Raw genomic sequence first — 12988 nt, 5'->3', positions numbered from 1 at the left:
GGCTATGCCGCCGTGCGCGGCCAGTGCCGCGAGGCGCTGCCGCATCAATCCGGCTACGCGGCCGTGGTCGATCTGGACGGCCTGATGCCGGCCGGCGACGCGCTCGACTGCGCCGGCGACGCGCTGTACCGCCGCGAAGCGCTCGACGACGCGGGCGGCTTCGACCCCTATTACACCGACGGCGAAGCGGCCGACCTGTGCCACCGCCTCAACGCGCAGCGCTGGCAGATCGCCGAACTGGATCTGCCGATGGCGCGCCACGACGACGCGCTGACGCGCTTCGGCGACTACTGGCGCCGCGCGATGCGGATCGGCGAGGCCTATGCCGCGGCCGATGCCCGCGCGGGCGGCCAGGCCGCGTTTCCGCACGGCCGCGCGCCGCAGCGCAACCTGGCCTGGAGCGCCGCGCTCGGCGTCGCGCTGCTGACCTTCGCCGCGCTGCTGGCGGCGATGCCGCAGATCGCCTGGAGCGTGGCCGCGCTGTTCGGCGCCGCGCTGCTGCACACCACGCTGAACGCCCGCCCGACCGCCGGCGATTGGCGTCTCGCCACGCTCTATGCGCTGCATGCGCATCTGCAACAACTGCCGATTCTCTATGGCCAACTCGCCTATCGCCGCCGTCACGCCGCCGCGCGTGCGGGACGCGCGACCCGCCGCCAGCCTGGCGAAGCGCAATGACGAGGCCGGCCGCGCGCCATCGCCGGAGTCCACCGTGATCCGGCTCTATGGCACCCGGCAGGCTGCCCCGTCCGATCCGCGCCCGTCCCCGCACAAGCACGTGCTGGCCCGACGGGCGCTGTCGATCCTGATCGTCGCGCACAACGCCGCCGACCGGATCGACGCGCAACTCGAGATGCTGGCCGTGGCCGCGCGCTATCGCGACTGGCAGGTGATCGTGATCGACAACGCCTCGACCGACGGCACCGCCGAGCGCATCGAAACGCGCTACGACTGGGTGCGGCTGATCCGCTCGCCCGTCAATCTCGGCTATGCGGCCGCCTGCAATCTCGCCGCGCAGGACGCGCTCGGCGCGCTGCTGCTGTTCCTGCATCCGGGCACCCACGCACAGCCCGCGATGATCGCGCGCGCCGCCGCGCGCATGCTCGTCAATCCGCAGGTGGGCATCGCGGGCGGCCGGCTGATCGACCGGCAAGGCTACGACGTGCCGACCTCGCATCGCTTCCCGACCGCGCTCGGCGACGCGTTCGCCTGGCGCGGGCCGGCCCCGATCGGCGCGGAGCCGCGCCATCCGGCGCTCGATCCCGACTTGCTGCCGCGTCCGCCGGCGCGCCGCGTCGACTGGGTATCCGACGCGTTCGCGATCGTGCGGCACGACGTGTTCCGCTATCTCGACGGCTTCGACACGCGCTTCTTCATGTATTGCGAGGACATCGACTTCTGCCGCCGCGTGGGCGAGGCCGGCTTCGAGGTGATGGTGTGGCCGGACGTGCGCGCACGGTTCGTGGCGCGCCTCCCGTCCGATGCGTGGTTCGATCCGCAAGCCGCGGCGCAACGCGAACGCTGGCAGTTGCGCAGCCGCCTGCTCTATCTCGGCAAGCATCGCGGCGCGACGAGCGCGTGGCTCGCGAACCGCGTCGAATCGGCGTGGCTCACGCTGGCGGGATGGGGGTATCGCTGCGGCGGGCTGTCGTCGACCGAGCAGGGGCATCGCCATGCGCTCGCGCGCCGCGCCCAGGTGGAAGACGCGTGGCGCGCCACCGACGGCGGCCGCCACGCGCCGCCCGGCCCGTGGCAATAATCGGCGGCAATGCCACGCGCCGCTGCGCCGATCGAAACAATCGAGGCGAATGAAACGCCAACGCCGCACGGCGTCGCGATGCGCGACACGGTGCGGCGTTGACAATCTTGCGAACGGATTCGCGCGGCGTTTACTCCGGTGCGTCGAGACGCACGCAGCGGTAGCCGTAACCGTAGATCGGAATCACCTTCCAGCCGTTCGTGCCGTCGAGGTGCAGCTTCTTGCGCAGGCGGCTCACGTGGGTGTCGACGGTGCGCGTGTCGACGTCGGCATGCACGCCCCACACGCGGTTCAGCAGGTGATCGCGCGACAGCAGCTGGCCCGGGCTCTGGAACATGTAGACGGCCAGATCGAATTCCTTCTGGGTCAGATCGATCGCCGTGCCGTTCACGGAGATCCGCACGCGCTGGATGTCGATCTCGTAGGCGCCGAGCGTCAGCGGCGCCTTGCCGCCGAGCCCGTAGCGGCGCGCCACCGCGGCGATCCGCGCCAGCATCTCGGCCGAGCGGGCCGGCTTGACGAGGTAATCGTCGGCGCCGGCGCGCAGCGCGGTCAGCACCGTCTGCTCGTCGTCGCGCGCGGTCAGCACGATCACCGGCACGTTCCAGCCGAGGTTGTCGCGCACCCACTGGATCATCGCGTCGCCCGTGGTGTCGGGCAGCATCCAGTCGATCACGAGCAATTGGTACTTGTCGTTCTTCAGCGCCTCGGTGAATGCGGCGCCCGTTGCGAAGCCCTGCGCGCGATGCCCGCCATGTTCGAGCCACAACATGATCAGGTCGCGTTGGTCGGCATCGTCTTCCAGCACGGCGGTCAGCATTGCGGGTACTCCATCCAGAAAATGGCCCCATCTTACTCACCCCGTGCGCGATTGGGAAATCGACTTCTCACATCGCCGCGCGCGCGGGACCGGCGAGCGCGCGCGGCCGGCCGTGCTGCGGCCCCGCGAAATCGCGGACAATAGCGCCGGCGGCCGCTCCACGGCGGGCCGCGTTTCCCCGTCCATCGAACATGAAACTCAAGGCGAAGATCCTCCTGCTCGCGATCGTGCCGTTCCTGGCGGCGATCGCCGCGATCGGCTTCGGCGTGCGCCAGCAGGCCACCTCGCTGGCGCGCGCGCAGCACGAGACGATCGAATCGGCCTATCTGGCCAGCAAGGAACTCGAACTCAAGCATTACGTCGAGCTGGCGACCAGCACGATCGCACCGCTGTACGCCGCCTCGCGCGACGGCGCGGCGGGCGAGGACGCGCGCCGCGCGCAGGCGCTCGAAATCCTGCGCAAGATGGATTTCGGCCCGGACGGCTATTTCTTCGTCTACGACCTGCAGGGCAATTCGCTGATGCACCCGCGCGAGCCCGAGCGCGTCGGCCGCAACTTCTGGGCGATGCGCGACGCGCAGGGCGCGCCCACCATCCAGCAGCTCGTCGACGCGGCCGCGCACGGCGGCGGCTACGTGCGCTATCAGTGGCAGCGGCCGTCCACCGGCCGCATCGAGGGCAAGCTCGGCTACGTGGTGGCGCTCGAGCGCTGGGGCTGGATGCTCGGCACCGGCATCTATCTCGACGACGTCGACCGCGCGCTGGCCCGCATCGACGCGCGCGCCTCGGCCGAAATCGACAGCACCATGAAAGGCCTGGCCGCGATCGCGCTGGCGGGTGCGGCCGTGATCGCGCTGTGCGCGCTGGTGCTCAACGTCAGCGAATCGCGTCACGCCGATGCGCGCCTGAAGGCGCTCGCGCAGCGCGTGGTGGAATCGCAGGAGGACGAGCGCGCGCGGCTCTCGCGCGAGCTGCACGACGGCATCAGCCAGATGATGGTGTCGGTCAAGCTGATGCTCGAATCGGTGCTGGAGCGGCTCGAACGCGGCACGGCGCGCGACGCGTCGGCCGAAGGCGCGCTGGCCAAGAGCGCCACGCGGCTCGGCGACGTGCTGCGCGAGGTGCGCCGCATCTCGCACGCGCTGCGGCCCGCGATGCTCGACGATCTCGGCCTGGCCGCGGCGCTCGATCAGTTGATCCGCGAACTGCAGGGCGAAACCGGCGTGGAGATCGGCTACACGCAGGTCGCCCATTCGGGCGCGCCGCCGCTGCCGGCCGCCGTCAACACCGCGCTGTTCCGCATTGCGCAGGAAGCGCTCACCAACCTGCTGCGCCATGCGCAGGCCACGCGCGGCGCGGTGTCGCTCGACGTCGGCGCGCATTCGGTCGCGCTCAGCGTGGCCGACAACGGCCGCGGCTTCGACGTCGAACGTACGCAGGCCGATCCGCACCGCGGCGTCGGGCTGCGCAACATGCGCGAGCGCATCGCGGCGCTCGGCGGCATTCTCACGATCCGGTCGCAACCGGGCCATACGGTGATCAGCGCACGCGTGCCGCTGCGCGCCGCCGCGCCCGGCGCCGGAACCACCGACACGGAATCACGATGACGGCTCTTTCACACGACGCTGCGCCGCCCGCCGCCCGGCTGCTGCTGGTCGACGATCACCCGCTGGTGCGCGACGGCCTCAAGATGCGGCTCGAAGCGGTGCCGGGCCTGGTGGTGGCGGGCGAGGCCGGCAACGCGGCCGACGCGCTCGCGCTGGCCGAATCGCTCGAACCCGATCTCGCGCTGATGGATGTGGGCATGCAGGGCATGAACGGCATCGCGCTGGCCGGCGTGTTTCACGAGCGCTTTCCGGCGATCCGGGTGGTGATGCTGTCGATGCACGACAACGTCGAGTACGTGACGCAGGCGGTGCGCGCCGGCGCGAGCGGCTATCTGTTGAAGGATTCGCCGGCCAGCGAGATCGTGCGCGGGATCGGCGCGGTGCTGGCCGGGCAGACGTTTTTCAGCGAGGGGCTGGCCGCGCGGATGATTCACGCGAGCGCCGGGGCCGGGCCGGTGGAGCGGCTCACGCCGCGCGAGCGCGACATCCTCGACGCGCTGGCCGAGGGCCTGTCGAGCAAGCAGATCGCGCAGCAGAACGGGCTGTCGGTGCGCACCGTCGAGACGCACCGGCTCAACCTCAAGCGCAAGCTCGGCATCGAGGGGCAGGCGGAATTGATCAAGTTCGCGGTGGAACAGCGCCGCCGCTAAACGGCGGCAGCGCGGCCGGCCCGCGCCTCAGCGCGCGAGGCGCGCGACGGCTTCGGCGTGCTGCGGGAACTGCCGCGCGAGCGCCTGCGCGTCGGCCAGCTCGAATTCGGCGAACTCGAAGCCCGGCGCGACCGTGCAGCCGACGAACGCGAACCCGGCCGGATCGGCGCAGGCCGCGCCGAACCAGCGCCCGGCCGGCACCACGGCCTGGCTGACGGCGCCGGGATGCAGCAGCGGGTTGCCGAGGCGGTGGATCGCGAGGCCGTCGGCGTCGTCGAGCACGTAGACGTCGAGCGGATCGCCCGCGTAGAAATGCCAGACTTCGTCGGAGCGGATGCGGTGCCAGGCGGAATAGGCGCCGTCGCACAGCAGGTAGTAGATCGCCGTGGCGGCGCTGCGCGACGCGCCGTCGGCCTCGCGCGCAACGCGCAGCGGGGCGCGGTAGGTCTCGCGGAAGTAGCCGCCTTCGGGATGCGGCAGCAGCGCGAAACGCTCGATCAGTTCGGCGGCGGCGGGATGCGGGGAGGCGGGCGCGGCGGTGGACGGCATCGGGAGCACCTGGGAACGGGGGCGACGCGCATGCGCCTGGGCGAGCAAGGCATGTGCCCGAACCGGCAACGAAAACCGGAGCGGGCGGGGATCAAGCGATGGGCCGGAACGGCGCGCGCCGCCCCGGCCGCGGCGCGTCAGTTGACGCGCGCGTTGTGCTTCTGAAGGAACGCGATCAGGCCGTCGATGCCGCCCGAGGCGAGTTGCGACTTGAACTGGCCTTGATAGACCTGGATCAGCCACGCGCCGGACATGTCGATGTCGTAGATCTTCCAGTCGCTGCCTTCCTTGGCGAGCCGGTAACCGACGTTCTGCGTGTCGCCCGGCGTCGTCACGGTGGACTGAACCAGCGCATCGGTGCCGTTCGCGCCGCCCGCCTTGAACGTGAACTTCGCGTCCTGGCCGCCGAGCTGAGCCAGCGAGGCCGCGTAGGTGCGCGTCATCAGGAGCCGAAATTGCTTGTAGAGCTCCTGCTGCTGGGCCGGCGTCGCCTTGCTCCAGCCGGCGCCGACGGCGATCCGCGTGGTGCGCTCGAAGTCGGCGACGGGCAGGAACCGCGTCTCGACGACCTGCGTGATCTTGCCCATGTCGCCGCCGCGCGCGGCCGGATCGGTCTTCATCGCGTTGACCGTGCCTTCGACGGCGTTACGAACCACGTCCACGGGGGCGCTTTGCGCGAAGGCCGACACGGAGACGGCCGCCGCAGCGACGAATGCAATCAGATGACGTTTCATACGGTGTTCGCGCTCTCTAAAAAAAGAAGCCGGCGCCAATAAGCACCGGATCGGAACAGTATAGCGGCCCGAGCCTCGCGCAGCGCCGCCGCGCCCGCGGCAGCAGGGTTCGTTACGCTTCGCTTACGATTGTCACCGCCTGCTGACATGCTGTGGCCGGCGGCGGCCCGCTGCATCCAGCGGGCATCGCCCCGCCCGGCGCCGATCCGCAACGGGTCGGACGCCGTTTTTCGCCCGCCGCATTGGCCCGCACCGCGCCGTGGGGTTGCCGCCCCCGAAACCGCAGCGCCGGTATACTTGATCACTTTGTCCAAAGGACGTTCCGCCAGCCGCCCCATGCTGACAACCCTACTCGTCCGACTCGTCGCCTGGTCGGTGCGGCGCCCGCTGCTGGTCGTCGCGCTGTCGCTCGTGATCGCCGCGTTCAGCGGCGTCTATACCGTCCAGCATTTCAAGATCAACACCGACGTCAGCAAGCTGATCGACAACGCCCCGCAATGGGCCGCGCTCGGCAACGCCGTGGACGACGCCTTCCCGCAACGCAGCCAGACCATCCTCGCGGTGGTCGAAGCGCCCGCGCCCGAGTTCGCCACGGCCGCCGCCAACGCGCTGGCCGCCGCGCTGGAGAAGGACACCCAGGCCGGCAAGATCGGCCAGGTGTCGCTGCCGGCCGGCGGGCCGCTGTTCGAGCGCGACGCGCTGCTGTTCCTCACGCCCGACGACGTCAAGCGCACCACCTCGAAGCTCGCCGACGCCCGCCCGCTGGTCAACACGCTGGCGCAGGATCCAAGCGTGCGCGGCCTCGCCACCACACTGTCCACCACGCTCGGCCAGCCGCTCCTGACGGGCCAGGTCACGCTGCCCGGCATGAAGACGCTGCTCGGCCGCGCCGCCGCCACCGTCGACGACGTGCTGGCCGGCAAGCCCGCCGCGTTCTCGTGGCGCGCGCTGGTGGACACCGACGCCGCCAAGCAGCCCGCGTTCGCGTTCGTGACGGTCGAGCCGATGGTCAACTACGGCGCGCTGAAGGCCGGCGAGCAAACCTCGCAGACCATCCGCGCCACCGCCGCCTCGCTCGGCCTCGACAAGCGCTTCGGCGCCGTGGTGCGCCTGACCGGCGAGCAGCCGCTGGCCGACGAGGAATTCGCGTCGGTGGAAGACGGCGCGGCCGTCAACGGCATCGGCACGCTGATCGTCGTCCTGATCATCCTGTGGCTCGCGCTGCGCTCGAAGCGGATGATCGGCGCGGTGCTGATCACGCTGGTGGTGGGCCTGGTCGTGACGGCCGCGCTCGGCCTCGCGATGGTCGGCTCGCTGAACATGATCTCGGTCGCGTTCATGGTGCTGTTCGTGGGGCTCGGCGTGGATTTCGCGATCCAGTACGGCGTGAAATACCGCGAGGAGCGCCACCGCGATCCGAATCTCGATCACGCGCTGCTCGGCGCGGCGCACGCGATGGGCATGCCGCTCTCGCTGGCCACCGCGGCCGTGGCGGCCAGCTTCTTCTCGTTCCTGCCCACGGCCTATCGCGGCGTGTCGGAGCTGGGCCTGATCGCCGGGGTCGGCATGTTCGTGGCGTTCCTGACCACCATGACGCTGCTGCCCGCGCTGCTCAAGCTCATGCATCCGCCCGGCGAGGCCAAGGCGCCCGGCTTCCCGCGCCTCGCGCCGGTGGACGATTACCTCGACCGGCACCGCAAGCCGATCCTGATCGGCACGCTGGCGGTGGTGATCTGCGCGCTGCCGCTGCTCACGCGCCTGCATTTCGACTTCAATCCGCTGCACCTGAAGGATCCGCACAGCGAATCGATGGCCACGCTGATCGCGCTGAAGGATTCGCCCGAGGCGGCCGTCAACGACGTGCACATGCTCGCGCCCACGCTGGCCGCCGCCGACGCGGCCGCCGCGCGCCTCGCGAAGCTGCCGGAAGTGGGCCGCACCACCACGCTGAGTTCGTTCCTGCCGCCCGACCAGCCCGAGAAGCTCTCCACCATCAAGACGGCCGCCGACGCGCTGCTGCCCGCGCTGACGCAACAGCCCGCGCCGCCCGCCGCCGATGCGCAGCGCGTGGCCGCGCTCAAGCGCGCCTCGGCGCTGCTCGAATACGCGTCGGAGGATCATCCCGGCGCGGGTGCGGCCGAGGCCAAGCACCTGTCGCAATCGCTCGCCAAGCTGGCTGCCGCCGATGCCGCCGCGCGCGACCGCGCCGAGGTGGCGTTCTCGAACACGCTGACGCTCGCGCTCGGCCAGCTTGCCGCGCTGCTGCAGCCCTACGAAATCACGCGCGCGAACCTGCCGCCGCAGATGGTGCGCGACTGGGTGGCGCCCGACGGCCGCGCGCTCGTGCAGATCTCGCCGAAGGTGGCGCCCGGCGCCGATCCCGGCAACGACACGATGCTGCGCCGCTTCGCGCAGGCCGTGAAGCGCGCCGAGCCGGCCACCATCGGCGGTCCGATCTCGATCCTGCATTCGGCCGACACCATCATCAAGGCGTTCCTGCAGGCCGCCGCGCTGTCGCTCGTGTCGATCACGATCCTGCTGTGGATCACGCTGCGCCGCTTCGGCGACGTGCTGCGCACGCTGATCCCGCTGCTCGTGTCGGGCGTGGTCACGCTCGAGCTGTGCGTGGTGTTCGGCATGCCGCTGAACTTCGCCAACATCATCGCGCTGCCGCTCATGCTGGGCGTGGGCGTGGCGTTCAAGGTGTACTTCGTGATGGCATGGCGCGCCGGCCAGACGGGCCTGCTGCATTCGAGCCTCACACACGCGGTGCTGTTCAGCGCCGCCACCACGGCCACCGCGTTCGGCAGCCTGTGGTTATCGCATCATCCGGGCACGGCGAGCATGGGCAAACTGCTCGCGCTCGCCCTGTCCTGCACGCTGATCGGCGCCGTGGTGTTCCAACCGGTGCTGATGGGCAAACCGCGCGTGCCACGCGCGCCCCAATCCCCAGAAATCAATGAATAAACTGCGAATCCTGGCCGCAAGCCTGGCCGCCGGCGCACTCCTGAGCGGTTGCGCGACCGGCCCCAACCGGACTCCGGGCGACCCGCTCGAGCCGATGAACCGCGTCATCTTCACCGTCAACGATTCGATCGACTCGCATATCGCGGCGCCGATCGCGCGGGGCTATCAGAAGGTCACGCCCACGCCGCTGCGCACCGCGATCAGCAGCTTCTTCTCGAACATCGGCGATCTCGGCAACGCGGCCAACAACCTGCTGCAACTGCGCGTGACCGATGCGACCCAAGACGTGATGCGCGTCGTGATCAATTCGGTGTTCGGCGTGGGCGGGCTGTTCGACGTGGCGACGGTGGCCGGGCTGCCGAAGCACCATCAGGATTTCGGCCTGACGCTCGCGCGCTGGGGCGTGCCGTCCGGCCCGTATCTGGTGCTGCCGCTGTTCGGGCCGAGCTCGTTCCGCGACGGCGTGGGCCGCACGGTGGACGTGCGTTTCAACCTGCTGAACTACATCGAGCCGGCCGTGCGCAACCCGATGTATATCGGGCAGTTCATCAGCGCGCGTTCCGATCTGCTGGGCGCATCGGATCTGCTGCAACAGGCCGCGCTCGACAAGTATTCGTTCGTGCGCGACGCCTACACGCAGCAGCGCCAGTCGCAGACGTATCACGGCTCGCTGCTGCGCACCGCCGGGGCGGCCGACACGCCGCCGAGCGGGTTGCCGAACTATGACGATCCGGGCGCGGGCGGCGAGCCGAGCGGCCTGCCGAACTACAACGATCCGGGCGCGAGCACCGGTTCGGGCGGCGCAAACGGCGAGCCCGCCGGCCTGCCGAACTATGCCGATCCGGGTGCGGCCTCGAGCGCCAGCGCCGCGGCGGCCACGCCGGCTGCGGCATCCGCGGCTTCCGGCGCGGCTGCCGCGCCGTCGGCCTCGCAAGCCAAGCCGGCCAGCGCACCCACCGCGCCCTGATCGGGGCATCTCGCGACGGCCCGACGCGGCCCGGCGGCGCTTTCCTTGCGAAGGCGCCGCCGGGCCGCGATCCGTTTACCGCCTGACCACCGCCTGACGCTTACGGCTGGCCGCTTTCCGGCGACCCGGGCTCCGCGAACGGCAGCGTCTGCTGCCCGTTCGCGCGCATCCCGAACACGTTCAGCGTCATCGCCACCAGCGCGTAGTAGCCGAGCAAGCCCACCAGATTGATCACGACCACCGCGCCGAAGCGCGCCACGGCCGCGTCGTAGGTCGCGTCGGACACGCGCTGCGTCTCGTACAGCTCCGTCGAGAAACGGTGGATCAGCGCGTCGTCGGCATCGTCGAACACGGGCGCGTCGCCGCGCTGGATCGCATCGGCCACCGTTTCCGGCACGCCGGCCTGCAACGCGATCGGCAAATGGATATACCACTCGGCCTGCGAGCGCCAGCGCGCCGCCGTGACGAGGATCGCCAGCTCGGAGAGCCGCAGCGGCAGGCCGGTTTCGTAGCGGCAAAACGCGCCGAGCCGCTGTGCGTGCTGCGCCAGCTCCGGGCTGTGGATCCAGCCCAGGAACGGGCCGTTCAGGTTGCCGCGCGGGCCGGCGAGGATGTCGTCGAGCACCGCGCGTTGCGCGTCGGTGGCCCGGGCGATGTCGAACGGGGGAAGGCGATCGGTCATGTCGGTTCCTGTCGGAGGGATCGGTAGGGGAGCGGGCGCGCTCATCGTACTGCGCCGCTCGACACGAGCGCCGCATCGAGCGCATCGCCCAGCCGCTCGACGATCGTCTCGATCTGCGCGGCGGTGCTGATGAACGGCGGCGCGAGCAGCACGTGATCGCCTTGCCGCCCGTCGATCGTGCCGCCCATCGGATACACCATCAGCCCGCGCGCCATTGCCTCGCGCTTGAGCGCCGCGTGCAGCTTCAGCGCGGGATCGAACGGCGCCTTGCTGTCGCGGTCGGCGACGAATTCGACGCCGACGAACAGCCCGCGCCCGCGCACGTCGCCCACGGCCGCATGGCCGGCGAAGCGCTCGTTCAGTTGCGCGCGCAACTGTTCGCCCCGTGCGAGCACGTTGTCGAGCAGCCGCTCCTCGGCGATCACGCGCTGCACTTCGAGCGCGGCCGCACAGGCGATCGCATGGCCGAGATAGGTGTGGCCGTGCTGGAAGAAGCCGGTGCCGCCGACGATCGCGTCGTAGATGCGATCGCTGACGAGCGTCGCGCCGATCGGCTGATAACCGGCCCCGAGCCCCTTGGCGATGGTCAGGATGTCGGGCGAGACGCCGTCTTCCTCGCAGGCGAACAGGTAGCCGGTGCGGCCCATGCCGGACATGATCTCGTCGAGAATCAGCAGCACGCCGTACTTGTCACAAACCGCGCGGATCTTGCGGAAATATTCGCGCACCGGCGGCACCGCGCCGGCGGTCGCGCCCACCACGGTTTCCGCCACGAACGCGGCCACGTTCTCCGGGCCGAGTTCGAGGAAGGTGGCTTCGAGCTCGTCGGCCAGGCGCTGTGCGAACGCCTCGGCGCTTTCGCCGGTGCGCTGCTCGCGATACGCGTAGCAGGGGCTGACGTGATGCGCCTCGATCAGCAGCGGCAGGAACGGCTCGCGCCGCCACATATTGCCGCCGATCGCGAGCGCGCCCAGCGTGTTGCCGTGATAGCTCTGCCGGCGCGCGACGATATGGCGGCGCGCGGGCTGGCCGATCTCGACGAAATACTGGCGCGCGAGCTTCAGCGCGGCCTCGATCGCCTCCGAGCCGCCCGACACGAAATACACGTGGCCGAGGCCTTGCGGCGCGGCCGCGACGAGCCGGTCGGCCAGTTCCTCGGCCACCTCGGTCGTGAAGAACGACGTGTGCGCGTAGGGCAGGCGGGCGGCCTGGCGCTGGATCGCCTCGATCACGCGCGCGTTGCTGTGGCCGAGACACGAGACGGCCGCGCCGCCGCATGCGTCGATGTAGCGCTTGCCGTTCGCATCGACGATCTCGATGCCGTCGCCCGCCACCGCGACGGGCAGGGTTGCGCGCGGGGCGCGGTGAAATACCGTGGTCATGCAAAGCTCCTGCGGCTGGAATGCCGATCAATGCGCCATGAAGAAGGGAAGGGGGCGGCCATCGCCTCAGCCTGCGTCGCGCGTCACGCGCAGCGCGAAACCGGTCACGCCGCCACGGCGCACCGTGAAATCGACGCCGCTCGCGCCGATATCGAACGCCGCGGTGGCGAGCGTGTTTTCGTCGTCGGGATCGGCCGGATCGTCGCGGAAGATCGGCAAGCCGGGGCCGCCGCGATCGGCGAGCACACCGGCCAAGGCGTCGATAGAAGGCGCATCCGGCGTATCCAATGCGGGCAGCAGCACCGCGAGCCGCGCCTGCCGGTCGCGCGACGAATCGGTGACGATCTGCGCATCGGCGTCGGCGTTCGGCCCCGCGTGCACGAGGTGATTGGCGTGGCCGACCACACCCTCGACGGCCTGCACCGAGGTGCGCGACACGCTGGCCTCGACGCTGACCACGCACGCATCGCCCGCGCAGCCGAGCATGTGGTGAAAGCCGCTCGCGCGCGGCTGCTCGCGCAGGATCGCGAGCGCCGCATCGAGCGAGCCGGCGTCGAGCACCGCGCGCGCCAGCACCATGCGCGGCACGCCGGCCGCCGGCGCGGTGATCCGCACGTTGTTGATGGTCTGCACGAGGCCCGCGCGATTCACGGCGAACGTATGGCCCGGCAGCGAACCGGGGTAGTAGAAGCTGACGAAGCCCGGCCCGTGCTGCGGCCGCACGTCCACCAGATGGCAGCGGTCGAGCAGGAACGGATCGCCGTCCTCGTTGTGCGCGATGCGCCGCGCCTCGGGCGTGCAGGCCGCGACGGTCGTGCAGCCGTCGCCGGTGCGGTGCAGCAGCTCGCCGCGGCAATGCCACGCGAACACA

12 protein-coding genes are annotated in these 12988 nt (G+C 70.6%); 6 read left to right on the top strand and 6 right to left on the bottom strand.

The features are described from left to right. Both G3N92_RS22530 and G3N92_RS22525 read left to right on the top strand, forming a co-directional pair. The coding region (locus G3N92_RS22530; RefSeq protein ID WP_206129795.1) for a glycosyltransferase family 2 protein at positions 1 to 678 on the top strand (678 nt) is incomplete at its 5' end. A 34-nt stretch (positions 679 to 712) separates the two neighbouring features. Next, positions 713 to 1759, top strand: a complete 1047-nt coding sequence (locus tag G3N92_RS22525; RefSeq protein WP_339385792.1) for a glycosyltransferase family 2 protein — start codon at positions 713 to 715, stop codon at positions 1757 to 1759. Positions 1760 to 1889: 130 nt separating this feature from the next. Here G3N92_RS22525 and G3N92_RS22520 read toward each other — a convergent pair whose 3' ends face one another. Next, entirely contained in the window at positions 1890 to 2579 is a 690-nt protein-coding gene (locus G3N92_RS22520; protein ID WP_206129793.1) for a response regulator transcription factor, read from the bottom strand. A gap of 191 nt (positions 2580 to 2770) precedes the next feature. Between G3N92_RS22520 and G3N92_RS22515 the strand changes: the two genes are divergently transcribed. Next, positions 2771 to 4186, top strand: coding sequence for a cache domain-containing protein (locus G3N92_RS22515; protein ID WP_206129792.1), 1416 nt, complete (start codon positions 2771 to 2773; stop codon positions 4184 to 4186). Beyond that, positions 4183 to 4836 carry a response regulator transcription factor gene (locus tag G3N92_RS22510; protein ID WP_206129791.1) on the top strand — a complete coding sequence of 218 codons (654 nt, stop codon included), beginning with the start codon at positions 4183 to 4185 and terminating at the stop codon, positions 4834 to 4836. The genes G3N92_RS22515 and G3N92_RS22510 overlap by 4 nt, the downstream gene beginning before the upstream one ends. 27 nt (positions 4837 to 4863) lie before the next feature. Here the strand turns inward: G3N92_RS22510 and G3N92_RS22505 are convergent, their stop codons facing one another. After that, complete coding sequence (locus G3N92_RS22505) at positions 4864 to 5385, bottom strand: cupin domain-containing protein (protein WP_206129790.1); 522 nt, start codon at positions 5383 to 5385, stop codon at positions 4864 to 4866. A 137-nt stretch (positions 5386 to 5522) separates the two neighbouring features. Further along, positions 5523 to 6119, bottom strand: coding sequence for an ABC transporter substrate-binding protein (locus tag G3N92_RS22500; RefSeq protein ID WP_206129789.1), 597 nt, complete (start codon positions 6117 to 6119; stop codon positions 5523 to 5525). Positions 6120 to 6455: 336 nt separating this feature from the next. Here G3N92_RS22500 and G3N92_RS22495 point away from each other — a divergent pair, with 336 nt between their 5' ends. Continuing rightward, positions 6456 to 9086 carry an MMPL family transporter gene (locus G3N92_RS22495; protein WP_206129788.1) on the top strand — a complete coding sequence of 877 codons (2631 nt, stop codon included), beginning with the start codon at positions 6456 to 6458 and terminating at the stop codon, positions 9084 to 9086. After that, positions 9079 to 10053, top strand: a complete 975-nt coding sequence (locus G3N92_RS22490; protein ID WP_206129787.1) for a VacJ family lipoprotein — start codon at positions 9079 to 9081, stop codon at positions 10051 to 10053. Before G3N92_RS22495 ends, G3N92_RS22490 begins: the two co-directional genes overlap by 8 nt. A gap of 100 nt (positions 10054 to 10153) precedes the next feature. Here G3N92_RS22490 and G3N92_RS22485 read toward each other — a convergent pair whose 3' ends face one another. From G3N92_RS22485 to G3N92_RS22475, 3 genes are all read right to left on the bottom strand, one after another. Beyond that, positions 10154 to 10735, bottom strand: coding sequence for a carboxymuconolactone decarboxylase family protein (locus tag G3N92_RS22485; protein ID WP_206129786.1), 582 nt, complete (start codon positions 10733 to 10735; stop codon positions 10154 to 10156). A gap of 41 nt (positions 10736 to 10776) precedes the next feature. Then, positions 10777 to 12117 carry an aspartate aminotransferase family protein gene (locus G3N92_RS22480; protein WP_206129785.1) on the bottom strand — a complete coding sequence of 447 codons (1341 nt, stop codon included), beginning with the start codon at positions 12115 to 12117 and terminating at the stop codon, positions 10777 to 10779. A 66-nt stretch (positions 12118 to 12183) separates the two neighbouring features. Further along, on the bottom strand, positions 12184 to 12988 hold an 805-nt coding region (locus tag G3N92_RS22475), incomplete at its 5' end, for a C45 family peptidase (protein ID WP_206129784.1).

Origin of the sequence: Burkholderia sp. Ac-20379 (genome assembly GCF_017104645.1) — a bacterium.
In the GTDB taxonomy this organism is placed as follows: Bacteria; Pseudomonadota; Gammaproteobacteria; order Burkholderiales; family Burkholderiaceae; genus Burkholderia.
This window is presented reverse-complemented; position numbering and strand designations above follow the sequence as displayed.